This is a genomic window from Psychrobacter sp. 1Y4 (assembly GCF_051847555.1).
The window spans coordinates 122,798-144,967 of record NZ_JBPYDE010000003.1 but is presented as its reverse complement, the minus strand read 5'-3'; the positions used below and the strand labels follow the sequence as shown (position 1 = coordinate 144,967).

The following is a 22,170-nucleotide window of genomic DNA, read 5'->3' as shown; positions in this document are numbered from 1 at the left end:
ACGGTGAATTTATAAGATTATTTTTGTGACGTTAAAATCTTAGCTATGTCTATTTATACTAAAGAGGACTGACAATTGGGTTCTATATCATTATGAAATCTACCATTGAATTACTCGAAGACACTGACTTTCCTGCTATTAAAAGACGAGGACTTACTGTCCTACAAGTTAATATGGGTTATCTATGTAATATGTCTTGTGTACATTGTCATGTTGCAGCCAGTCCGTACCGAACGGAGATGATGTCGCGTGAGCTGATTGAGCTTATTCCAAAAGTGCTACAAACACAAAATATCGATACGCTGGATTTGACTGGCGGCGCCCCTGAGATGCATGAGGACTTTAAATATTTAGTCAAGGCGGCACACAAGCTTGGTGTCAAAGTGATTGATCGTTGTAATTTGACAATTTTGATGGAAGAGGGATATGAGGATATCGCTCAGTTTTTGGCAGACCATGAGGTTGAAGTGGTCGCCTCCTTACCTTGTTATTCGCTAGAAAACGTCGATAAACAGCGTGGCAAAGGCGCGTTTGATGACAGCATCTTAGGTCTGCATAAGTTAAATGCGCTCGGTTATGGCAAAGACAACCCCAACCTTGTGCTCAATCTTGTCTACAACCCGCAAGGCGCAAGCTTGCCGCCCAATCAACAGCGACTAGAAGCGGACTATAAGCGCGAGTTAAAAGAACATTTCGATATTGAGTTTAATCAGCTGTTTGCCTTAACCAATATGCCGATCCAGCGCTTCGGTGCGGTGTTATTGGCTAAGAACGAATTTCATCCTTATATGGATTTACTCAAAGACAATTATGACGCTCGTAATTTAAATGACGTCATGTGTCGCTCGACGATTAGTGTCAATTGGCTGGGTGAGTTGTTTGATTGTGACTTTAACCAACAGCTACAGATACCAGTACCGAATAAGTCTCGTCGTCATCTTAGAGATTTATTAACGCAATACCCTGCTGGTGATGATATCGCTATTGCCGATCACTGTTATGGCTGTACTGCAGGACAGGGTAGTAGTTGTGGCGGTGCTTTAGAAGAAGAGAAAGAAACGTAGTTTAAGATTATTTTTAACCATTTTTATTCAACACACCTCAGTCATTCTTAAATAAAAATTCACGAGTTTTACTCCAAGCGATTGTTATAAATTTTTTGTAGCCTCTGTCTGTGAATGCGCCGCAAGCAAAAAAATTTACATCAGTAGCAATGTAATACTTTTAGACCAAATCTACTATGTCAGTAGCTACGGAGCGCGTTCCATGTTTACCAATAAGGCACTTTTATCTATGACCTCAATATCTATGGTCTCAACGACCAAAGCTCTTCTCGCTGCCACAATTATGCTATCGAGCGCCGCTTACGCTGATTTTAATCACAGTAGCTGGGATAGTTTGCTGGACAAAAACGTCACTATGACCAATGGCGGTAAAGCGTCTGTGGTCAACTATGCTGGCATGAAAGCAGACAACGGCAAGTTGAGTAGCTATTTGAATGCCACAAGCAAAGTCAGTCAGGCAGAATTTAACCGCTGGAATAAAGATGAGCAATTGGCCTTTTTAATCAATGTCTACAATGCTGCTACGATAGAGCTGGTGCTCATAAAATACCCTAATATCAAATCCATTAAAGATATCGGTGGACTACTAAGCTCACCATGGAAGCAAGACTTTATTCCGCTACTTGGCAAAACCCGTTCGCTAGATGATATTGAGCATAACCTTATACGCGGCTCAAAACGTTATAACGAACCGCGCATTCATTTTGCGGTCAACTGCGCCAGCATTGGCTGTCCAGCCTTATTGGACGATGCTTTTACCGGCAAGAAGCTAGAAAGACAGTTAGAGCAAGTCACCAATAAATTCTTAGCAGACAGCAGTCGCAATCGTCTTAAAGGTAGTACGCTTGAGGTGTCACCGATATTTAAGTGGTATAAAGAGGACTTTGAGACGAACTGGCGTGGTACTAACGACTTAGAAGGGTTTTTGGCCCGTTATAGCTCGTCTTTGGGTCTTAATAAATCACAAACTGCTGACCTAAAAGCTGGCAAAACCAAAATAAGCTACACCAATTATAATTGGAACCTAAATAAGAGATAAAAGGTTGAGTACTGCTAACTATGACCGCCACACCTACTGTTTCTATTGTTGTTCCTATATTAAATGAAGCGGACAATTTACCAAAGTTGTTTGAGCATTTGCATCAATTGACTGCAAAACCGCAGCAAATCATCATCGTTGATGGCGGATCGATAGACGGCTCTCTTACACTGGCTCAAAGTCTCATGACAGAGATGATAACGATTCAGCAGTCAGCTATCGATTGGCAAGTGCTAGCTTTTAGCGCTGGTCGTGCATTGCAAATGAATAGGGGTGCGGCATTGGCTACTGGTGATGTACTGCTATTTTTGCATGCAGATACGAAGTTGCCAGACCACGCTATGACTGAGATAGCATTGGCTATTACACAAGCTAAGTGGGGACGTTTTGATGTGCATTTGGACAGTAATAAACTGCTGCTGAAACTCGTTGGCAGTATGATAAATCTACGCTCACGACTCAGTGGCATTGCCACAGGCGATCAGGCAATATTTGTTAGGCGACGAATTTTTGAGCAGCTTGGCGGTTACCCCAATCAAGCGTTGATGGAAGATATCGAGCTGTGCAAACGTCTAAAAGCCATCGGCAAACCTGCTTGTTTAACCAGCAAGGTCGTGACTTCAGCACGGCGCTGGCAGCAGAACGGCACTTGGCGCACGATACTACTAATGTGGCGATTACGCTTCGATTATTGGCGCGGTGTTTCGGCGGATAGCATAAGGCGACGTTATTACAAAAACTAGATGACAATACATATCCTATGCCAAAAGACACCCTTATCATTATCTTTGCCAAGTTTCCTGCTCAGGGTATGGCAAAAACCCGTCTGCAACCGGCGCTTGGGGTTGCAGGCGCTGCGCAAATAGCGCGCAAGTTGCTTTTACACAGCATAGAGCAAGCCGTCGCTACTGGTCTAACCGTTGAGCTTTGCGTGAGTCCATCACCAAGCGATTCATGCTGGCAAACGCTTAATTTACCCGGGTCAGTACAGTGGTCAGGGCAAGCAGAGGGTGACTTGGGGAAACGTATGTTAACTGCTAGCCAGCAAGCTTTAGCTCAATTTAAGCAAGTTATATTAATTGGCACTGATTGTCCTAGTCTTAGCACGACTCAAATTCGAAGGGCCGTGCGGCAGTTAAAAACGTTTGAAAGCGTAATAATCCCAGCCTTTGATGGCGGTTATGTGCTTTTTGGTTTTAAGCAAGCTTGTGCCAGTCTATTCTCAAATATCGAGTGGAGTACCGCTAGTGTCGCTACGGTGACGCAGCAGCGTATTACAGCATTGAATTGGTCGCTGGCGTTATTAGAGCCATTAAACGATATTGATGAGCCTGCGGATTTAAAATACCTGCCCGTAGGCTGGCTGGACGGTTATAGAGTGACTAATAGCTAATTTATGACTATTTGAATATTTTTTCGTAGGCTGTGGCTTTAGCCCAGCATCTTAACTTTGCATAAGTAGAGCGCTGGGTTAAAAACCCAGCCTACAATGACTTCCCAAAGATAAAAAAGGCCATCAAATGCTTTGATAGCCTTTTATGTGTACAAAAAACCTATAAATTTAAGGTTTCAACCATTAAGGAAGTAACGTTGCCAGTCTTGTTTTGGTTTGCTCATCCATTGCTGTAACGGGCGTGACTAACGCTTGGGCAAGCGCAGTATGGGCGATGGATTTAGGCTGTTCAGCAGCGAGTAGCGCGACTGCTTGCTTAATAACTTGCTGGGCATTGTCGGCATTTTTCATCAGGTTCTGAATGGCGTAGTCAGCACTGACAGCTTCCTCGGTAGGATGCCAGCTATCGAAATCGGTCACTAGTGCCAAGGTGGCATAGGCGATACTGGCTTCACGCGCAAGTTTTGCCTCTGGCATATTGGTCATACCGATAATGTCAGCATTCATTTGCCGATACCAGTGTGACTCCGCACGAGTGGAGAACTGCGGCCCTTCGATACATATATAGGTCGCTTTTGAGTGGCACTGTCCATCGACAATATGCGCTTTTTTATAAGCTCGCAGCAAAATATCTGCTACTTTAGAGCATAATGGATCAGCCATCGATACATGAGCGACTGCACCATCACCAAAAAACGTACTAACACGCTGCTTAGTCATATCAATCATTTGATCAGGGACGACCATATCTAGAGGTTTTAGTGTTTCTTGCAATGAGCCGACCGCTGATACTGAGATGACATAGCGTACGCCTAAGGACTTTAGCGCATAGATATTGGCGCGATAGGGTACTTCTGACGGGGATAATCGGTGTCCTTGACCATGCCGCGTTAAGAATGCGACCGTTATGCCATTCATTTCACCCAATACAATTTGATCAGATGGCTTACCAAAAGGCGTTGGAATAACAATGCTGCGCTTATTAGTCAAATCTTGCATCTGATACAGACCACTACCACCGATGATGGCGATATCAGCGGAATGTTGAATAGTTGTAGAGGTGCGGTCGTTTAAATACGCTTTATTTGCAACTTGGCTATCTTTTATTGTGCTCATCCTAATTGGCTTCCAATTGGTTATCAATGTGGGGTCAGCATAACCTATATTTTTTCAAAAAATAAATCACTATTACTAAGTACCTATAGGTATAACACGAAAAATTCGTTAGATATCATTTTTATTTGGAGTGAGTTGCGGTATGCTTACAAGGTTATGAAGCAATTAGATTAATTGATAACCAAAAATAGTCTTAACCATCAAGGAAGAAATCAATGAAATTGACCAGTAAGACGGCTCTAATGATAGCAATGGTTGCCTCTAGTTTGGCATTCACAGCATGCTCTAATACAGAAAATGAAACAGCAAGCGCTGAGGATTCAGCGGTCTCTGGCGAGTCAGAAACCACTGCGGCTACTGCGAATGATAAGCTGGACACAAAGTTTGTCACCATAGCCACAGGCGGCGCATCTGGCCCTTATAATATCATTGGCACTGCATTGTCTGAGGTTTATGCCAAAACCTTTGGCGTTAACTCAAAGACGCAGACGACAGGCGCCTCAGTTGAAAACGTCAACCTATTGACTCAAGGCAAGGTTGATATGGTACTGGCGCTGAGTGATGTCGTCACCGATGCGGTTGAAGGTAAAAACAACTTTGATCAGCCAATTGACAACATTCAACAGATCGCTGTGTTATACCCGAATGTGGTTCAGATCGTGACGTCTCAAAAGTCAGGTATCAAGAATATCGAAGATTTGCGTGGTAAGCGTATCGCAGTAGGCGATCAAGGTTCAGGCACAGAAGTCAACGCTCGAACCCTATTAGAAGGTTTTGGTATTACTTATGATGATATCGATGTGGATTATCTAGGCTTTGCTGAAGCAGCTGATGGTATGAAGGCTGGTAAAATCGAAGCGGCGTTCTTTAGTAGTGGTCTACCAAACTCGTCATTGATGGAGTTAGAGCAAGGCTTAGACTTGCAGCTGATCACGATCGATCAAGACAAGCTGAATGACATCATCGCAACCAAACCTTATTTTAAGACTTTTGAGATTCCTGCTGGTACTTATGGCAACGATACTGCGATACCAACTGCAGCGATTATGAATGCATTATTGGTGAGTTCAGACTTATCTGAAGACGATGGTTATAAGCTCACCAAGGCTTTGTTTGAAAATTTAGATGGTCTAAAAACAGCGCATCAAGCGGCCAACGATATCAGCTTAGAGTCTGCTAATACCGGTATGGTAGCGCCGATTCATCCTGGCGCTAAAAAGTACTACGATGAGCAAGCAGCCAAATAAACGTTTATGGCTATTAACTAGCGCGGCACTGGTTGCTGCGCTAGTTTTTTTTGTGCTATGGGCCAGCTTATCACGTCAGTCCGTCATCGAAGTGCAAGTTGATACAGTGACTTGTTATTTTACTGAACCCGACTTTGAGCTGCGCTGGATTCATTCTGTAGAAAAGCAGTGGTGGGAGGAGCAGTATCAGCGCACAGACGATGGTCTGCTGTTGACCACCACTTATTTTGAAGCGTTTGGCGCAGGTACGCCTTCGACTGAAGCGCTAGCCCCCATACAAAAACCTGGCTATTTGGGTTATCAAATCAATGAAAAAATGCCAAGTCTGAATTGGGTAGTGTCTAGGCTGACCAAGGGTGAACTAAATTATGCCGACCATCGGCTTTTAATTCACGAATGGGCGCCAGATTATTCTGAAGTAACGATTACGCCCAAAGCGTATCATTTAATTGATAGATTAAAAAAGGATTTTTGTCATGAACTCTCAAGTGACGGATCACGATAATGTGACAACGATATCAGCCAATCAAGCTGATCTGCCCATACATGCCAACACCCATGCTGATACCAATGTAGATGCTGAGCTTGACGCGCAAGCTCATAATCAAGCCATATTAGAAAAGTATGATCGAGAGTCAATCACCCGTCAAATCACTCAAGGTCCAGTCAAGTATTTTATCGCTGGAATTTGCATTTTATATTCTATCTTTCATTTGTATATCACCTTTAATCCGATGCCAGCATTGCTACAACGCTCTGTACACGTCGGAGTTGGATTTGCCCTGATATTTCTTATCTTTCCAGCGAGTAAAAAAAGCAGCCGTAAGCGCGTAGCCTGGTATGACTGGATATGGTTTATGCTGTCCTTGTCAGGGATGGCCTATCTGATATACGAGTATCAAGACATTGTGACCTCACGTGGCGGCATGGCCAATCAGGTTGATGTGATATTTTCTATTATTACGGTCATCTGTGTACTCGAAGGTAGTCGACGTATCACAGGCTGGATACTGCCCATACTGGCGTCGATATTTTTGGCTTATCCATTTATCAGTCATCTAGATTTTATGCCTGATCGATTGCTCACGCGTCCTTATGATATGGGCGATATTTTTGGTCAATTATTTTTAAAAACTGAAGGTCTATATTCTGTCGCGATTGGCGCATCGGTAACGTTTATCTTTTTGTTTATTCTATTCGGGGCATTTTTAGCGCGCTCGGGCATGGGTCAGCTGTTTAATGACTTGGCACTTGCGCTAGCTGGTGATAAAAAAGGCGGACCTGCAAAAGTCGCGGTTATCTCTAGCGGCTTTATGGGCAGTATCAATGGCTCAGCGTTATCGAACGTTGTTAGTACTGGAGCGTTTACTATCCCGCTGATGAAAAAGGTCGGTTATCATAAAGACTTTGCAGGGGCAGTAGAAGCAAGTGCGTCGGTTGGTGGACAGATATTGCCGCCTATTATGGGAGCCAGTGCTTTTATTATGGCTGAGACAACAGGCTTGCCGTACAGTACCATTGCTTTAGCCGCTCTATTACCCGCAGTACTCTATTATCTGGGTGTCATTGCCCAAGTGCATTTTCGTGCAGGGCGCCGCGACCTAAAAGGCATCGCTAAAGAAAACTTACCAGCCGTCAAAGAGGTATTAAAAGCGCGTGGCCATATGCTACTACCGATTGTGTTTCTAATATTTTTATTAATCAAAAACGTACCGGTCGGCTATGCAGCGGCCTATACCATCGGTTTTACAGTCGCAATTAGTATGATACGCAAAGAGACCAGAATGGGGTTCTCCGATATTTTAGGCGCACTAGAAGATGGTGCTCGTCAGTCGCTGGCTGTGATGGCTGCTTGTGCGGTCGTCGGGGTGATTATTGGTGTGGTCAGCTTGACCAGCTTTGGGACGGTGATGACCTCATCCATCGTGACATTAGGAGCGGGGTCGTTGTTCCTCACCTTAATCTTGACCATGCTGGCCTCGATGGTTTTGGGGATGGGCTTGCCGTCTATTCCTGCTTATATTATTACAGCAACGATGGCAGCTCCTGCGCTAGCAGGTTTTGATATTCCGATTTTGTCAGCGCATATGTTTGTGTTTTATTTTGGTATTTTTGCCAATATTACCCCGCCTGTGTGTCTAGCCGCCTTTGCTGGGGCGGGGATATCTGGTGGTGATCCGATGAAGACAGGATTCTTATCGTTAAAGTTAGCATTGGCCGGATTTATCGTGCCGTTTATGTTTATTTATAGTCCGACGATGCTGATGATAGATCCAACTGGTCTAGCGGTTACAGCAAAAGACTTTCCGCTGCCACCTATCTTTGACATAGTGACAGTCGTATTGACATCGGTAACAGGTGTTATTGCCTTAGGGGCCGCGTTAGAAGGGTATTTTAAAGGTGCTATGAGTCCACTCACGCGTGGCGTATTGACCATCGGCGCGTTACTACTGATTTATCCTGAGCTTACGACAGGATTAATCGGGGGAGTAATAGTATTAATCGTGGCGGTATTTAATATAAAAACAGCTGATAAGCCAACGCCAACTCTAACTGTTTAAAGCGTTAGGTTTGAAGGCTTTACAGATTTATTAAAGTCATAAAAAAGGGTGAATAATGATTATCTGTTATTCACCCTTTTTATATTCTCAGCTGACTGTTTTTAGTGATGATTTCTAGGCTCTGAATTTGAGTTCTAAACCTAGATCCTAAACACAGACACTAACGACTCGCCACTCTTTCAAATATACCCTGGGCAAGCGCTTTAACGATCATTGCCTGACTTTGCACAAAGCCGTTGTATTTTGGCAAATTATCATCCGCATTTCTAACGCGGCGATGATAAAACAGATGCATAGACGGCTGAGGCAAGGCGTCGATATCTGGGTAGTTGTCCGTCGGTACTAATACAAGGTTACCACCTACCGCCATTTCTATACTGGGTTTGTGACAATATTTACAAAGGCCGCGGCTAATATTCGGCGGTAGTTTCCAGCGGCGAAAACGCGTTTTATTTATCTCTAATTCGCTAATATCCGATTTTAGCAAAACTGTAACATCGTTATATGCCTTTCCTGTGTAATCCTGACAAATAGTGCAGTGGCAAATAAAGCGCGCAATAGGCGTATGGGTGATCGTATAGGTATTGCTATAGCAGGAGCAAGAGCCATCTTGTGGGGTAAATTCGCTGCTCATTAGTTAGTCCTTCATTAATAAGAGGGTAAGAGAGTTAGCATCATTTATTAATGCAAAATATAGCACTATCTTAACGTACTAATGTAGTCACTTTGAGTAGAAAAATTGACTAATAGTTTAATTTTTCAATAAGTTAGTTTTCAAGTTCTAAGGCTCATTAGAATCGCTGTATGAAAAAGTAGTATGGTTTTTATAAAAATCCAATAAAAAAGAGACCAATAGTAGGTCTCTTTTTTATGTATAACTAACTTTCTATCACTAGCATAGTCAATCATAGACTAGCAGCCAAGCTTACCTTCAGCTGCCAATGCCTTTTTGCTACGAACCGGCGCAGGGCAGTCCTCGCCGTAATATTGACGATCAGCGAAGTAGCTTGAGCGTACCATTGGACCTGCCCAAATGCTAAAGAAGCCAATCTTTTTACCGTAGTCCATATAGCGCTGAAACTCGTCTGGATGGACATACCGATCGACAGGCGCATGGTTTTTACTCGGCTGTAGATACTGACCAATAGTGATCATATCCACATCATGAGCTTTTAGATCATCGAGCAGCGCATAGATTTCTTCTTCAGTCTCACCGAGGCCAACCATAAAGCCGCACTTAGTGGCGATATCAGGACGACGCTCTTTATAAATCTTAAGCAAATCTAGCGAATGCTGATAGTCAGAACCTGGACGGAAGGCTTTGTATAGACGTGGCACGGTTTCGATGTTGTGGTTAAAGACGTCTGGCGGTGTTTCAGTCAATAAGTCTAACGCAATCTCCATACGACCACGGAAATCTGGCACCAATATCTCGATCAAGCAGTTTGGGCTTAGCGCGCGCGATTCATTCAATACTTCTACAAAATGCCCAGCGCCGCCATCTTTTAGATCGTCACGATCGACAGAGGTAATGACCGCATATTTAAGACCCAAGCCTTGAATGGTCTCAGCAGTGTGACGTGGCTCATCTTTATCTAGCTCGTTTGGACGACCGTGGCCCACATCACAGAACGGACAGCGGCGGGTACAGATATCACCCATGATCATAAAGGTAGCTGTACCATCAGCGAAGCACTGCGGCAGGTTAGGGCAGGCCGCCTCTTCGCAGACGGTATAAAGCTTTTGCTCACGCAAGGTGGCTTTGATACGCGCGACTTCAGCAGGCGACGACATCTTTACCCGAATCCAATCTGGCTTTTTCTTCGCCTCGACGGTCGGGATGACCTTAATTGGGATACGCGCAACTTTGTCGTAGCCACGCAGTTTTTCGCCTTGAATGGCTTTCTTGGGTTTGACCTTCGCAGCAGGTACATGTGTTTGTACGGCAGTTGTCATAATGGAGTTATCTCTTAACCCTTTATACTATAAGGGTTTATGGAATGATCAGAATGTTTGATAAGTGTCGGTATTATAGCAGAAATTTAGGGTTTAATTTTTAGTGAATATTCTTAAGACTACTATGAATTGTTTGACTACCATAGTTTTAAATATCTATATCAATATCCAACTCATTCAGGATTTCTATGGCAGCGCGAAACGCTTCTTGAGTGGCAGGTGCACCGCAGTATGGCAAGCTATGCATCAATACTTCTCGAATCTCAGCGACACTAGCACCATTATTAATGGCACCGCGAATATGGCCTTTGAGCTCGGTCGGACTTTTTTGCGCGATCAAAAAAGCAATGGTTATTAAAGAGCGATATTTACGCGGTAGTACTGAGTCATCTTGCCATGTGCTGCCCCAAGCGTGTTCAATGATCCAGTCTTGTAACGGCTGAGTAAAGCCAGTCGCGCTATCAAGCGAGCGCTTAATATGTGCTTCACCCATTACTTCAGTGCGCACTTGTAGACCATTTTGATAATCGACATTTTCTGTCATTTTAAGCTCCTTCCTATTGTTTTTAATGTCATTATTCCCTATAGATCTTTTCTTTTGTACGGTTCTTATTTATGAATAAAATTTGCTTTTTCAAGTTAGTTTAGCGTATTCATACAGTGTATCTATTTTGTTTAGTATCGACTATCGCCCATTTATATATCTAACTATGATGCTAAAAATAGGCGCCTATTTTTAGCATCATGAGAGGGTAGTTAATCATACAATTGATAGTACTATTTTTATAATAAATGTCCAATATGGCTTTATTCTGTACCTTTTAAAGCCATAGCCATTAACATTGAGAGCATTTTAAGCTATGATTGCACCGAAATTATTTTATAAAGTACATAGACGCAGGCAGTCATACTGACTACCCACGTATTGTGTTAATTCCCAACTAACGAGGACGACTATTGTGTTAGAAGCTTATCGTAAACATGTCGAAGAACGTGCCAAGCTAGGAACTGTACCGCTACCATTAAATGAAAAACAAGTAGCAGAGTTGGTTGAGCTATTAAAAAACCCACCAGCAGGCGAAGATGATTTCTTAATGAACTTGCTAGAAAACCGTATTCCAGCAGGGGTTGACCAAGCGGCTTATGTTAAAGCCGCATTTTTAGCTGCTATCTTAAAGGGCGAAGCCTCATCACCGCTTATCAATAAGAAAAAAGCGGTTGAAATCTTAGGTACGATGCAAGGTGGCTATAACGTACAGCCATTGGTTGCTGCCCTTGATGATAGCGAAGTTGCTCAAGATGCTGCTGAAGCGTTAAAAAAGACTTTGCTCGTATTTGACGCGTTCAATGACGTGACTGAAAAAGCTGAAGCCGGCAACGATATTGCCAAAGAAGTCATACAGTCTTGGGCGGATGCTGAATGGTTCTTGAACCGCGCCGAGGTACCAAAGAAATCAACTTATACGACGTTTAAAGTCACAGGCGAAACCAACACCGATGACTTATCTCCTGCGCAAGACGCGTGGAGCCGTCCTGATATTCCACTGCATTCATTAGCCATGCACAAAAACTCTCGCGACGGCATCAATGCTGACGAAGAGGGCGTTGTTGGTCCGATGAAGCAAATCGAAGCGCTGAAAGAAAAAGGCCACCCACTTGCGTACGTTGGTGACGTGGTTGGTACGGGTTCTAGCCGTAAGTCTGCGACCAACTCAGTACTATGGCTGATGGGCGAAGACATTCCGAATGTGCCCAACAAACGTGGTGGCGGTCTAGTATTAGGTAACAACATTGCTCCTATCTTCTTTAACACTATGGAAGATTCTGGCGCATTGCCAATTGAGAAAGTGGCGGTTGATAACCTAAATATGGGCGATGTGTTTGACATCTATCCACATGATGGCAAAATCACTAAGCATGACTCAGATGAAGTTATCTCTGAATTTAAATTGAACTCACCAACGTTGCTTGACGAAGTGCGTGCTGGTGGCCGTATTCCATTGATCGTTGGTCGCGGTCTAACCAACCGCGCTCGTGAGTACATGGGTCTTGGTCATTCAGATGTCTTTGCTAAGCCTGAAGAGCCAGCCGATACTGGTAAAGGCTTTACCCTTGCGCAAAAAATGGTTGGTAAAGCGTGTGGTCTAGAAGGCGTACGTCCTGGTATGTATTGTGAGCCAAAAATGACCACAGTTGGTAGTCAGGATACTACTGGTCCGATGACTCGTGATGAGCTAAAAGATTTAGCATGTTTGGGTTTCCAAGCGGACCTCGTCATGCAGTCATTCTGTCATACCGCCGCTTATCCAAAGCCAGTTGACGTTGAGACTCAGCATACTCTACCTGACTTTATCATGAACCGTGGCGGTGTGAGCTTACGTCCGGGCGATGGTATTATTCATTCGTGGTTGAACCGTATGCTTCTTCCAGATACCGTTGGTACTGGTGGTGACTCGCACACGCGCTTCCCAATGGGTATCTCGTTCCCAGCGGGTTCTGGTTTGGTTGCATTCGCTGCTGCGACTGGTGTGATGCCTCTAGATATGCCTGAATCTGTGCGTGTCCGCTTCGTTGGCGAGCGTCAGCCTGGTATCACACTACGTGATCTCGTGCATGCCATTCCTTATCAAGCGATCAAAGAAGGTTACTTGACGGTCGACAAAAAAGGCAAAATCAACGAGTTTAACGGTCGTATCCTTGAGATCGAAGGTTTAGAAGACTTAACCGCTGAGCAAGCGTTTGAGCTATCTGATGCCTCCGCTGAGCGAAGTGCTGCTGGTTGTACCATTACCTTATCTGAAGAGTCAGTGACTGAGTACTTAAACTCAAACATCACGTTGCTTAAGTGGATGATCTCAGAAGGCTATGGCGACGCGCGTACTATCAGCCGCCGTATCGAACAGATGCAAGACTGGCTTGCCAACCCAAGCCTGATGCGTGCTGACGAAGACGCTGAATATACTATCGATATGACTATCGATATGAACGAAATCAAAGAGCCGATCCTGTGCTGCCCGAATGATCCAGACGATGCCAAAACTTTGGCAGATGTGGCAGGCGATACCATTGATGAAGTATTCATTGGTTCGTGCATGACCAACATCGGTCACTTCCGTGCGGCAGGTAAACTGCTACAAGACGTACCAGCAGGTAGTCTCAAGACTCGTCTATGGATTGCGCCACCGACTAAGATGGATGCGCGCCAGTTGATGGAAGAGGGTTACTACAACATCTACGCACAAGCAGGCGCTCGTACTGAAATGCCAGGCTGTTCACTATGTATGGGTAACCAAGCGCGTATCGCACCGAAGTCTACTGCCGTTTCGACCTCTACTCGTAACTTCCCGAACCGTTTGGGTCAAGGCGCAAACGTTTATCTGGCTTCAGCTGAGCTTGCTGCGGTCGCTGCGGTACTGGGTAAACTGCCAACCAACGACGAGTACCAGCAGTACGCTGGTATGCTAAATAGCATGGGCGATGAAGTCTATCAATATATGAACTTCGATCGTATGGAAGAGTATACTGAAGAAGCGGATAAAATTAACGTTGCTCAGTTGACCTAGTTTTTCATTTGAAAGCTTTTTAATCTTTTGAAAGAAAACCCCGTATCGAAATGATGCGGGGTTTTTTTATAACTACAAAATACTTTAATAACGGTTTGCAAACTTTTATTGAGTGTTTATAATTTAAGGAGCCAGTTAAAATCTTGAGTTGCCGATTCTACCGTTACAAATAAATGATGACAACCCCTATGGAAAATAGAAATATGCTCAATAAAGCGACGCCGCCACCCTTACCACAGAATACTATCAATAATAATGCCGCCGAAGCGAACTACGGAATTATTGATTGGTTTAAAAAAGCCTTGAGAAATTATGTCAATTTCTCGGGCCGTGCTCGCCGTAAAGAATTTTGGTATTTTTTCTTAGTACAATTGGGTTTAACTATCCTTGCAATGATAGTAGATGCCATAATATTTAGTTCAGAGACGGGACTGTTTTATATTATAGTAGCGTTTGGCTTGTTTCTGCCAGGTTTGGCGGTGACTGTGCGCAGATTACATGATACTGGTCGTTCAGGATGGTGGTTTTTGATATCGTTTGTGCCGCTTATAGGCGGTATCATATTATTAGTGTTTATGGCAAGCGATACCAAGCATGAAACCAATCAATGGGGTCCACCAGCAAAGTAAGCGTTTTACTGGCGCTTATCTAACGATAAAAGCACTAACTGATTTTCCCAGTTATCTTCTGTATAATATAAGGGCAGGCGGAAACCGTGGCTCTGCACTTTTTTACTTTTTCTATCTCGGGACGGACCGATACTTTAATTATGCACTTATAATCCAGGTGCTTTGGAGTCTTGGTTGATTACTTTATCCCCTCTCAAACGTCGCATCGTTTATGTGGTTATCTTTGAAATTATCGCTATTATCTCGTCCACTTATGTATTGATGAAACTTAGCGGTAGCAATGCGGCAGAGTCTTTGCCAGTCGCGGTGATGGTGTCATTGGCAGCGGTAATTTGGAACTTTATATATAACACCGCTTTTGAAGCATGGGAGCGGCGCCAACAGGTGGCAAAGCGTACGTTATTAATCCGCAGTATTCATGCATTGGGGTTTGAAGGCGGCTTGGTATTGGTTTGCCTACCGATTTATATGATTTGGTACGATGTTGGTTTGCTAGAAGCCTTCATGATGGAGGTGGCATTACTGCTTTTCTTCTTAGTTTACACTTTCGTTTTTACCTTAATTTTTGACAAGATATTTACCTTACCAAACCATCATAAGCCAGCCCCTGCTTCTTAAACAGCACCAATATATCAAAGTACTGCTTATTATTTATAAACTATGCTCAAAAAAAGCTGCCTATTATTGGCAGCTTTTTGAGTAATTTATACAGATATAAAGAGGTGTTATTTGCCTTGATAAACTGGCTTGCGCTTTTCGATAAAGGCGGTTACCCCTTCAATAAAATCATCGGTTTTGGCCAGCATGGCTTGCTGCTGTACTTCCCTATCTAGGGCTTCGTGTAGGCCAGAATAGGCATGGGTATTAAGAGAGTCTTTCATGATAGACAGTGCTTTACCGGGCAAGGCACTCAGACGAGAGGCGAGCTTTAGTACTGCGTCATCTAACGCCTCGGCAGTGACAACTTGATTGACTAGATTTAAGTCAGCCATATCTTGTGCGCCGATTTTATCTCCCAGCATGACAAGCTCGGTAGTCTTGGCAGGACCGACTAGCTGATTTAATAAGTACACACCGCCAGCATCAGGTATGAGACCAATATGGACGAACGCTTGGACAAATTTGGCGTTGTCTGCGGTGATACGAAAATCACAGGTAAGCGCCAAGTTCATGCCAGCGCCCGCGACAGCACCTTCGAGCTTGGCGATAATAGGCTTGGGGATACTACGCAGCTTTAAGCTGACTTCGCCTGCGCCTTCGACCATACCTTTTAGTTTATTGGAAATTACCTCTTTGTCGATGCCTTCAGACAGCATCTCTTTGATATCACCGCCGCTTGAGAAGTTACCGCCAGCACCTTGTAAGATAATTACCCGAACGTCATCATCAGCGTCGGCCTGCTTAAGCGCTGTTAGTACACTTTCTTTAAGAGGGGTACTAAAGGCGTTTAGGCTCTTTGGATCATTTAGGGTAATAGTGGCGATATGATTTTCGCTTTGATACTCAACGAGAGATTGGAGCATTTTGGATTTCCTTGTCTTATATAGTTGTTTATATCTATTAGCAGTCAATACAAAGAGAAGATAATAAGTCGGTTCTACTAATGCCAATTACTATAGCAGCTTGCTATGATTATAAAAGCAGGTTCTGTGAGCGCTAAAGCCACAGTAAGATAAATAATATATAGAAGATTATGAATCAGGGGTCAGTCTCAACACTTGATAAAAACAATGTATTTATTTAAATTTGCTTACATTCATTACGAAAAACCCTACTAGGCGACAGAGGGTTTGTGTCTTATGCTGAAGCATAAAAACCTGTATATAAAAATACTCACAAACAAGCCAATCGCTTTTTGCTTATAAACAACTATAGTTAATTGACTACATCAGACAAGGACGCTTCTATGCCACATATACAAATCAACAATGCCGATATTTATTACGAGGACAGTGCACCCAACGATCAGAATAAACCGGTCATGGTATTCGCTCATGGTCTGCTGTGGAGCTCACGAATGTATGATAAGCAGGTCGCTTATTTCAAAGAAGATTATCGCTGTATTGCTTTTGATTTTCGCGGGCAGGGACAGTCGCAGGTCACCAAAACTGGTTATGATATGGACTCTTTAACTGATGATACCATTGCGCTACTGGACGCTCTTGATATTGATAGTTGCCACTTCGTAGGCTTGTCAATGGGTGGGTTTATTGGGCAACGAATCGCTATAAACCGTCCAGAACTTCTGTCCTCTTTGATACTACTTGAGACATCATCTGATCCTGAAGATCCCAAAAATGTCCCGCAGTACCGTAAACTCATTACCGCGATCCGATGGTTAGGGATGAAACGAGTCAGTAAAAAAGCGTTGCCTATTATGTTTGGCAGTAGTTTTTTGGCAGATAAATCGCGCAAATCTGAATGCAAAGAGTGGCTTGCGCAGATTCAAGACAATCATAAGGTTGGGGTGAGTAAGGCCACAATGGGCGTCATCGAACGTAACGGAACCTATGAGCAGCTGGGAAGTATCACTACGCCAACACTGATCGTAGTCGGTGATGAAGATGCTGCAACCCCTTATTCAAAGTCTGAGCGCATGCACTTTGCCATTAAAAGCTCTAAGTTTGCAGTCATTAAGCGCGCCGGTCATACAGCGACTGTAGAAGAGCCTGAGCAAGTAAATACTGTGATAAGTAAGTTTTTAGAGTGCTGCGTGTAGTATATAAAGTCTAACCTAAAAAAACCGCTGCCCTAACGGGGTAGCGGTTTTTTTAGGTTAATGTACCGTATAAATCATCAATCTTATAAACGGGGTTTGTAGTCACTATTGCCATCATTAATTGTGCCAAACACTTCGGCACGATTCACCACTTCATGCGCCCAAGCGCGATGTGTCGCAGGCTCTAACATCGTATTGTTATATTTAAATACCGCTTTTGCTTCACTATGGAGTATCGCTTGCGCCTCATCCAACATACTAAGCGGCACGCAGTAAGCTTGCTGCACCAAAGCAATCTGACTTGGATGGATGACGGTTTTACCGACTAAGCCCAAGCTGACATCGCGTGTCAGCTCTTGCATAAACAGCGTTGGTTGATCTAAATACTCAAACACGGGCGCGCTAAGATAAAAACCATGCGGTACAAAGCAGCCAAGCAGTTGATAAGCGAGCGTACCAATCGGAGTATCATAGACGACACTGTCCTTTGGACGGCGCAAACGCAGCGCGGCAAACAAGTCGTTGCCACCAATGCGTAAGGCATAGACGGGCTGATTAAAGGCTTCTTTAAAACCAATCGCCAACTCTTGATTGTGATGCGGATTAAATAAAGCGGCAGTCTCCAAAGTTGGCATCAATAACTGCTCCGTGCTGACATTTTGGCAGGACATACGCCAATTCGACAAGCTATACATATCGACTTTGGGCATGACAAAACCATCGACAAGATCAATATGAGCAAAATCTGCAAGTTGTTGTAGCATCATCGGATTACGTGGGCGTACAAAGACTAGCGGCCGCGTTGGTTGCTGCGTTTGAATATCCGTCTGTCTTGAAGGCTTATTAATGCCATCGACGTGTAATGCCCACGTATGGAGTAGTGCTTGCAAGCGCTCAAGTGCCAACTCGACATCGCTATGGCTAACGGCATCTTCTAAACAAATAATAATGCTATTAATCGTCGGTAATTTATCACGCTTGATGACTTGCCAAATGTCTTGACGGGTAGCAGGCATATAAAGGCTTGCGCCAAGCTGATAGGGATGATAAGTGTGCGGCTTGATCATAGCATGACGTTCAGTGATCAGATGCTCATAAGACTGTGTGTGGCTATAAATATTTGTTTCGTTGTTTGGCGTATCTGACATAGTTGGCATCGTAAATAAGGATAAATGAGAAAGTATAAAAGGTGACAAAGAGTAGAAGATTACAAGGCGCTAATCGTCTTTGCCGCGCTGCTTAATAAGAGTGATGGCTTGATAAGGCAGTATTTTAGCACCTAAAACACTGATAGCAATATTACGCTCGCTACATAAATGACGTAATAGCACCGTGTCAGGGTGCTCAGCAGTTGCTAACAAGATACGCTCAGGGTCGCGGCGTAATATCGCTCTTGTCGCCTCTGCAATCGTTGGCTTAATGCGATTACGGTTGGCAATGTCATAGTCCGCTGCGATTTTATCTATCAGCTCGGCGGTCTGATATCGGGGCTGCGTAAACGTCGGCAAACATTGCTCTGCTATCGTCAGTGCTCGTCGCGCGTTATCGATTTGCTCGATAAATTTTAGGCTATGGTCTGCCTCTACCAAATTATCATAAAACACGCTGCGATGTAGCCCTGATTGCGGCTCGGTATACAAACTACGAGAGATCAGCCCCGATACGGTACTATTAAGTAATCCTGATGGGATTAGCCAGTCATCAGTACTGGCTGCCAGCCAAGCGACTCCTGCTGGATCAGCCAGTGTTAATAAAGGAATGGTGCCCTTACCTTGATGATAAATACTGGCAAAATATGGATGGTTGGGGTTACTAAAGGCTTCTAAACTGTGCGCCAACTCTTGGTAAATGGCGCCTTTACCCGTCCAGCCATCGACAAATACGATGGGACTGTTTGGATAAGCCTCCAATATCATCTGCAGTGCGACTGAGTCAAGACCGCGATCACGAATGATGCTGACGCCATAATGCACACTGGACAAAGCATAGCTGCTATTGGCATCGGCTAAGGCTCGCTGCAACAATACCCCAACTGGCAAACCTGCTCGTACCAAGCTGACCAGTACTAACGGACACTCATCATGAATAGTGTGCTGAAAAGTATGATGTAGCGTATGGGCCAAATGAGCAATATCAGTCGCGCATCTATTTGTGCCTTGAGCTAGGGCTTGCGCGTATAGCTGCTCATGCATGGCGGTCGGTGCTTGCTCTAGGGTTAGCATGTCTGAATAATGACGCTGACCACTTTGAATAAGGGCTTCTTTTTGACTGACTGGCACATCGGCCACCGTCTCTTTATCGACGATATCAAGCAGTACCGTCACATCACTGGCAAGATAGCTGCCTGAGCTGTATTTTTTTAGTTGTTGAATATTGGGGTGGGTCATAGAAGGTTTTTTCTCGTATAAGCTATTGTTATTATAATTACTGAGAACTGATATTGTCGTGCAGCTGACCATGATTGGGCATACCGTACCAATCTAATAGCTGTAAAAACGGCAAATCGGCTAAGCTATCACCAAAACCAAAACTTGGTCGTTGACTGTCTAAATGATGGTCTAGTAAAAACTGTACGGCATGACGCTTATGCACTGCATGCGGCAGTATGGCAAGATTGTTAGCATTTACGTGGACATAAAAATCTTGCTCAAAATCACGTATCAATGTAGGCAGCTTCTTGGCCAACTCTACCAATGCTTGATGGTCCTTTTGTGCATGTTTAATCGCTAGATAAATGGTCAGCTCTTCATTAACAGACCCATTACTAAAACTGTCGATATGCGGTGTAAATACTAGCTGACTGTCATCGTTTTTACTATGGTTTGCAAATACTTGGCTTAATTGGTGCAGTTTATCTTGTAAGGGTACAAGCTCGTTATACATATGCTGCTGCCACGTGCTTAATAGCTCACCATCAGAAGTTAAAATAATCGCTCCGTGAGTTAAGACTTGCCAGCTGTTAAAAGGCAATTTAACGCGTTTAATCTCATAGCGGTCGCGTGCAGTGACGACTATTAAGTCAGTGCTCACAAGTAGCCAGTTAAAGAAATTAGCTTGGCGCTGACTCATAAAGCTCAATGATGCGTCTTGTTTGTTGACCGCGGCGCATACTAAGTGTTCGGTTTCAGAAGTGGGTAAACCCCACGCATCAATTTTACGCTGAGTTTGAAACAGCGTATCGTCCAAATCCATAAGTGTATAAGGTTTGATGATGTCAGGGTTGGTCTTAAAAAACGGGATAGTCATAAAAGTGTCCGTAAATGATGAGTGTGAAAATCAGAACATAACCTAGTCAGAGCACAACTTGGAGAGTAGTCTAAAACGTAGGACTCACCACCAACACATTATCCAAACTTTGCCACATTCCATCGACACTATCAGCAGGTGTCTCCACACACAGTACAATCAAGTCCCAATCTTTTGGCTCAACGTTATAGACAAAGTTGGTCATACCAAGCCCATAATTATCGTTAAAGCTCATCATTGTACTAATCGCACCACCAGGCGCAATGGGTGAGCGTGTTAATGCACTAAATTTGACGGCTGGTACTGTTTCAGAGCCTTGTATTTGTGTCTCTTTTTCAAGCCATTCCGCCAATAAAAACGGCAACCAAACAAATTCATTACTGCCCAAAACCAAAATCCGCTCAGGCAACTGTTTTTGTTCAAACTGTAAATGACCACTAAAGTGAGTGAATGCCTTTTGAAACTTTAATAGATAGTCAGCGAACCCATCTGTACTATCGAGGGTCGGGAAGCGTCCCCAATTACCAGTGTTTCCTAAAGGCTGACTACCGGCATCAGTAGTGTCAACCGGTGGCATGATAATTGCTCTAGGGTTAGGAGTATCTGTCCATTGCCAAGTACCTGACAGCAAATGATGACGTTGGAAGTCAATATTAGGTAGACATGCTGATACCTGATCAGAGACTGGCTCGTCTGCGTCAGTTGCAGTCTGGGTCTGATTTAGGGACCAATCAACCAACGTGGTGAGATGTACTTGTTCTAGCTTTGAGAGTCCTGAGTTGCGTAAAGCTGTCACCACATTAATGCAAGTATTGCCTGTCGACGCTTCGTCATCAACCATGACAAGTGTTCTGCTGGCAAGTAGCTGTGCTTGTATGGCTTTATCAGCGCTTTTATAGATCAGATGCTGACTGGCATGACTATGATCTTCGCTAAAGGTGGTTAAGAGGGCGTTTTCGTCACCGTCTGCATGCTGTGCATGACGAGTAGAGTTTAGCAGAAAGGCATTTGGATAGCGCGTTTGTAGCGCTTGATGAACACCAGCAGATAAACCAACGGCAGTTTCTGCCATCCCAATGACTAAAATTGGCTCAGGCAAGTCACTAGGAATTGAGTTTGCCAAATCAGTAAACGCTTGGCGCATGGTAGTAGGCGCAACTGGAATATGACGCCCCAAGACTTTTGATACAAACAAAAATGCACGCTTTGGATTGATACGCTGCGCAAATCCAAGTAAATCTTCTAACTGATAATGGTCGTTTTGCTCTAAGTCATTATCACTTGTCACACCTTTAGTTTGGTAGGTCAAACTTAGTGTACCGCGAGGTAGGGCGATGGTTGTATGCTGCTGCTGAGATGACATTGATGTTCCTTTAAATTTTCAATTTTGTAGAGCGACGATTGGGGCATATGATAACTAAAATGTCATTATAACGCGCAAGTTTTATACTTTTTACAATAACAGCAGAAGTAAAATAAATATAAGTATATTAGTAAACTAAATGCCTATTACGTTTATTCGGATTAACGAATTTAAATAAAATAGGCATTAGTTTTTATTTAATTTTGGCTTCTTTATTAGTCGAATGTCATTTATCGGAAGAAACATCCCTTTATCGGATGATATTGTGCTAAAG

20 protein-coding genes are annotated in these 22,170 nt (G+C 43.7%); 11 read left to right on the top strand and 9 right to left on the bottom strand.

What is annotated here, in order from left to right; all coding sequences use genetic code 11:
- Positions 1-92: 92 nt before the first annotated feature.
- The 4 genes from arsS to ACS8FC_RS03410 all read left to right on the top strand — a co-directional run bounded on the left by arsS (position 93) and on the right by ACS8FC_RS03410 (position 3,496).
- On the top strand, positions 93-1,064 hold the full coding sequence (gene arsS / locus ACS8FC_RS03425) for an arsenosugar biosynthesis radical SAM (seleno)protein ArsS (protein WP_439295878.1): 972 nt from the start codon (positions 93-95) through the stop codon (positions 1,062-1,064).
- A 229-nt stretch (positions 1,065-1,293) separates the two neighbouring features.
- Positions 1,294-2,103 carry a DUF547 domain-containing protein gene (locus ACS8FC_RS03420; protein WP_439260495.1) on the top strand — a complete coding sequence of 270 codons (810 nt, stop codon included), beginning with the start codon at positions 1,294-1,296 and terminating at the stop codon, positions 2,101-2,103.
- Between the two features lie 20 nt (positions 2,104-2,123).
- Positions 2,124-2,846: a TIGR04283 family arsenosugar biosynthesis glycosyltransferase gene (locus tag ACS8FC_RS03415; RefSeq protein WP_439295877.1), complete on the top strand. Its 723-nt coding sequence runs from the start codon at positions 2,124-2,126 to the stop codon at positions 2,844-2,846.
- 17 nt (positions 2,847-2,863) lie between these two features.
- Positions 2,864-3,496 carry a TIGR04282 family arsenosugar biosynthesis glycosyltransferase gene (locus ACS8FC_RS03410; protein WP_439295876.1) on the top strand — a complete coding sequence of 211 codons (633 nt, stop codon included), beginning with the start codon at positions 2,864-2,866 and terminating at the stop codon, positions 3,494-3,496.
- A 183-nt stretch (positions 3,497-3,679) separates the two neighbouring features.
- On the opposite strand, the gene mtnP is transcribed toward ACS8FC_RS03410, so the two are convergent.
- Positions 3,680-4,612: an S-methyl-5'-thioadenosine phosphorylase gene (mtnP, locus tag ACS8FC_RS03405; RefSeq protein WP_439295875.1), complete on the bottom strand. Its 933-nt coding sequence runs from the start codon at positions 4,610-4,612 to the stop codon at positions 3,680-3,682.
- 215 nt (positions 4,613-4,827) lie between these two features.
- Here mtnP and ACS8FC_RS03400 point away from each other — a divergent pair, with 215 nt between their 5' ends.
- The 3 genes from ACS8FC_RS03400 to ACS8FC_RS03390 are packed head-to-tail and all read left to right on the top strand — an operon-like array spanning position 4,828 to position 8,420.
- Positions 4,828-5,859: a TAXI family TRAP transporter solute-binding subunit gene (locus ACS8FC_RS03400; RefSeq protein ID WP_439260501.1), complete on the top strand. Its 1,032-nt coding sequence runs from the start codon at positions 4,828-4,830 to the stop codon at positions 5,857-5,859.
- Entirely contained in the window at positions 5,840-6,364 is a 525-nt protein-coding gene (locus ACS8FC_RS03395; RefSeq protein ID WP_439260502.1) for a DUF1850 domain-containing protein, read from the top strand. The genes ACS8FC_RS03400 and ACS8FC_RS03395 overlap by 20 nt, the downstream gene beginning before the upstream one ends.
- Positions 6,336-8,420 carry a TRAP transporter permease gene (locus ACS8FC_RS03390; RefSeq protein WP_439295874.1) on the top strand — a complete coding sequence of 695 codons (2,085 nt, stop codon included), beginning with the start codon at positions 6,336-6,338 and terminating at the stop codon, positions 8,418-8,420. Before ACS8FC_RS03395 ends, ACS8FC_RS03390 begins: the two co-directional genes overlap by 29 nt.
- Positions 8,421-8,580: 160 nt before the next feature.
- On the opposite strand, the gene ACS8FC_RS03385 is transcribed toward ACS8FC_RS03390, so the two are convergent.
- From ACS8FC_RS03385 to ACS8FC_RS03375, 3 genes are all read right to left on the bottom strand, one after another.
- On the bottom strand, positions 8,581-9,054 hold the full coding sequence (locus ACS8FC_RS03385; RefSeq protein ID WP_439260504.1) for a GFA family protein: 474 nt from the start codon (positions 9,052-9,054) through the stop codon (positions 8,581-8,583).
- Between the two features lie 278 nt (positions 9,055-9,332).
- Complete coding sequence (gene lipA / locus ACS8FC_RS03380) at positions 9,333-10,376, bottom strand: lipoyl synthase (protein ID WP_439260505.1); 1,044 nt, start codon at positions 10,374-10,376, stop codon at positions 9,333-9,335.
- A gap of 148 nt (positions 10,377-10,524) precedes the next feature.
- Positions 10,525-10,920 (bottom strand): carboxymuconolactone decarboxylase family protein, encoded by a 396-nt coding sequence (locus ACS8FC_RS03375; RefSeq protein ID WP_439260506.1) that lies wholly within the window; start codon positions 10,918-10,920, stop codon positions 10,525-10,527.
- A 415-nt stretch (positions 10,921-11,335) separates the two neighbouring features.
- On the opposite strand from ACS8FC_RS03375, the gene acnB reads away from it, so the two are divergent.
- The 3 genes from acnB (at position 11,336) to ACS8FC_RS03360 (ending at position 15,186) form a co-directional block, all read left to right on the top strand.
- On the top strand, positions 11,336-13,939 hold the full coding sequence (acnB, locus tag ACS8FC_RS03370; RefSeq protein ID WP_439295873.1) for a bifunctional aconitate hydratase 2/2-methylisocitrate dehydratase: 2,604 nt from the start codon (positions 11,336-11,338) through the stop codon (positions 13,937-13,939).
- Positions 13,940-14,127: 188 nt separating this feature from the next.
- The gene (locus ACS8FC_RS03365) at positions 14,128-14,568 is read left to right on the top strand and encodes a DUF805 domain-containing protein (RefSeq protein WP_439295872.1); all 441 of its coding nucleotides are present in this window, start codon (positions 14,128-14,130) and stop codon (positions 14,566-14,568) included.
- Between the two features lie 174 nt (positions 14,569-14,742).
- A complete protein-coding gene (locus ACS8FC_RS03360) occupies positions 14,743-15,186 on the top strand; it encodes a PACE efflux transporter (protein ID WP_439295871.1) in 444 nt (147 codons plus the stop codon).
- A gap of 107 nt (positions 15,187-15,293) precedes the next feature.
- Here the strand turns inward: ACS8FC_RS03360 and ACS8FC_RS03355 are convergent, their stop codons facing one another.
- Positions 15,294-16,091, bottom strand: a complete 798-nt coding sequence (locus ACS8FC_RS03355; RefSeq protein ID WP_439260510.1) for an enoyl-CoA hydratase/isomerase family protein — start codon at positions 16,089-16,091, stop codon at positions 15,294-15,296.
- A 383-nt stretch (positions 16,092-16,474) separates the two neighbouring features.
- Between ACS8FC_RS03355 and ACS8FC_RS03350 the strand changes: the two genes are divergently transcribed.
- A complete protein-coding gene (locus ACS8FC_RS03350) occupies positions 16,475-17,287 on the top strand; it encodes an alpha/beta fold hydrolase (protein ID WP_439295870.1) in 813 nt (270 codons plus the stop codon).
- Positions 17,288-17,370: 83 nt separating this feature from the next.
- Here the strand turns inward: ACS8FC_RS03350 and ACS8FC_RS03345 are convergent, their stop codons facing one another.
- The 4 genes from ACS8FC_RS03345 to ACS8FC_RS03330 all read right to left on the bottom strand — a co-directional run bounded on the left by ACS8FC_RS03345 (position 17,371) and on the right by ACS8FC_RS03330 (position 21,896).
- Positions 17,371-18,435 (bottom strand): HpcH/HpaI aldolase/citrate lyase family protein, encoded by a 1,065-nt coding sequence (locus tag ACS8FC_RS03345; protein ID WP_439295869.1) that lies wholly within the window; start codon positions 18,433-18,435, stop codon positions 17,371-17,373.
- Between the two features lie 69 nt (positions 18,436-18,504).
- Complete coding sequence (locus tag ACS8FC_RS03340; protein ID WP_439295868.1) at positions 18,505-19,674, bottom strand: cysteine protease StiP domain-containing protein; 1,170 nt, start codon at positions 19,672-19,674, stop codon at positions 18,505-18,507.
- A gap of 37 nt (positions 19,675-19,711) precedes the next feature.
- The gene (locus ACS8FC_RS03335; RefSeq protein ID WP_439295867.1) at positions 19,712-20,533 is read right to left on the bottom strand and encodes an HAD hydrolase family protein; all 822 of its coding nucleotides are present in this window, start codon (positions 20,531-20,533) and stop codon (positions 19,712-19,714) included.
- A gap of 70 nt (positions 20,534-20,603) precedes the next feature.
- Positions 20,604-21,896: a phosphoribosyltransferase domain-containing protein gene (locus tag ACS8FC_RS03330; RefSeq protein WP_439295866.1), complete on the bottom strand. Its 1,293-nt coding sequence runs from the start codon at positions 21,894-21,896 to the stop codon at positions 20,604-20,606.
- Positions 21,897-22,170 lie beyond the last annotated feature (274 nt).

What these genes read in the sequence shown, in the direction of transcription:
- ACS8FC_RS03330 (WP_439295866.1), bottom strand. Translation starts at nt 21,896, where the DNA reads ATGTCATCTCAGCAGCAGCATACAACCATCGCCCTACCTCGCGGTACA.
- ACS8FC_RS03365 (WP_439295872.1), top strand. Translation starts at nt 14,128, where the DNA reads ATGGAAAATAGAAATATGCTCAATAAAGCGACGCCGCCACCCTTACCA.
- ACS8FC_RS03375 (WP_439260506.1), bottom strand. Translation starts at nt 10,920, where the DNA reads ATGACAGAAAATGTCGATTATCAAAATGGTCTACAAGTGCGCACTGAA.
- ACS8FC_RS03355 (WP_439260510.1), bottom strand. Translation starts at nt 16,091, where the DNA reads ATGCTCCAATCTCTCGTTGAGTATCAAAGCGAAAATCATATCGCCACT.
- ACS8FC_RS03415 (WP_439295877.1), top strand. Translation starts at nt 2,124, where the DNA reads ATGACCGCCACACCTACTGTTTCTATTGTTGTTCCTATATTAAATGAA.
- ACS8FC_RS03420 (WP_439260495.1), top strand. Translation starts at nt 1,294, where the DNA reads ATGACCTCAATATCTATGGTCTCAACGACCAAAGCTCTTCTCGCTGCC.
- mtnP (WP_439295875.1), bottom strand. Translation starts at nt 4,612, where the DNA reads ATGAGCACAATAAAAGATAGCCAAGTTGCAAATAAAGCGTATTTAAAC.
- arsS (WP_439295878.1), top strand. Translation starts at nt 93, where the DNA reads ATGAAATCTACCATTGAATTACTCGAAGACACTGACTTTCCTGCTATT.
- lipA (WP_439260505.1), bottom strand. Translation starts at nt 10,376, where the DNA reads ATGACAACTGCCGTACAAACACATGTACCTGCTGCGAAGGTCAAACCC.
- ACS8FC_RS03345 (WP_439295869.1), bottom strand. Translation starts at nt 18,435, where the DNA reads ATGTCAGATACGCCAAACAACGAAACAAATATTTATAGCCACACACAG.
- ACS8FC_RS03390 (WP_439295874.1), top strand. Translation starts at nt 6,336, where the DNA reads ATGAACTCTCAAGTGACGGATCACGATAATGTGACAACGATATCAGCC.
- ACS8FC_RS03395 (WP_439260502.1), top strand. Translation starts at nt 5,840, where the DNA reads ATGAGCAAGCAGCCAAATAAACGTTTATGGCTATTAACTAGCGCGGCA.
- ACS8FC_RS03335 (WP_439295867.1), bottom strand. Translation starts at nt 20,533, where the DNA reads ATGACTATCCCGTTTTTTAAGACCAACCCTGACATCATCAAACCTTAT.
- ACS8FC_RS03340 (WP_439295868.1), bottom strand. Translation starts at nt 19,674, where the DNA reads ATGACCCACCCCAATATTCAACAACTAAAAAAATACAGCTCAGGCAGC.
- ACS8FC_RS03385 (WP_439260504.1), bottom strand. Translation starts at nt 9,054, where the DNA reads ATGAGCAGCGAATTTACCCCACAAGATGGCTCTTGCTCCTGCTATAGC.
- ACS8FC_RS03350 (WP_439295870.1), top strand. Translation starts at nt 16,475, where the DNA reads ATGCCACATATACAAATCAACAATGCCGATATTTATTACGAGGACAGT.
- ACS8FC_RS03400 (WP_439260501.1), top strand. Translation starts at nt 4,828, where the DNA reads ATGAAATTGACCAGTAAGACGGCTCTAATGATAGCAATGGTTGCCTCT.
- ACS8FC_RS03410 (WP_439295876.1), top strand. Translation starts at nt 2,864, where the DNA reads ATGCCAAAAGACACCCTTATCATTATCTTTGCCAAGTTTCCTGCTCAG.